The following is a 628-nucleotide window of genomic DNA, read 5'->3' on the forward strand; positions in this document are numbered from 1 at the left end:
CGCACCGGCGGCGATCGTCAGCGTCCCCGATGCCTGCCTGAAATCAACCCCTTCTCCTTCCCGGGCCGTGCCGTTGAGCGTCTGGTAGTCGACGATCACGTCGGTTGTCGCCGCCGACGACAGCGTGACGACGAACTCCATGGCCGGACTGAACCCGCCATTCGACTCCAATACCGAAAAATCAGCTACCGTGAGAATTGGTACGGGGGGAGAGTCGGTCACGCCCGCGACCTCGACTAAGGCCCGTGCGGTGGCCAAGCCGCCGTGGCTGTCGGACACGGTGTAGGCGAAGGAATCGGTCGCCCGGTCGCCCGCATTCAGGGCTTCGAACTGGCCGTTCGGATCATAGGCAAACGTGCCATTGGCGTTCAGCGTCAGCAGGGCACCCGAAGCCAGCGCGATCTGCTGACCGACATGGGCGGCGACGCCTTCGACCGCGACCACGGTCAGTGCGTCGCCATCCGCGTCACTGTCGTTCGCCAGTACGCTGCCGGTGCCGCCAGACAAGGTCGTGACCACGCTGTCCTCGTCCGTACTCGCCACATCATCGGTCGCCACGGGCAGGGCGTTGGCCGGATCATTGTCACGCAGTTCGCCCACGGCGAGCAACTGCGCGGCCCGGTTCGGG

At 65.8% G+C, this 628-nt stretch carries 1 protein-coding gene; it reads right to left on the reverse strand.

The annotated features are described in order from the left end of the window. A partial coding sequence (locus tag GO606_RS00650) for an Ig-like domain-containing protein (protein ID WP_246979236.1) occupies positions 1-628 on the reverse strand: 628 nt, incomplete at both ends.

The sequence above is a fragment of the Aromatoleum anaerobium genome (assembly GCF_012910705.2).
GTDB classification, from domain to species: Bacteria; Pseudomonadota; Gammaproteobacteria; order Burkholderiales; family Rhodocyclaceae; genus Aromatoleum; species Aromatoleum anaerobium.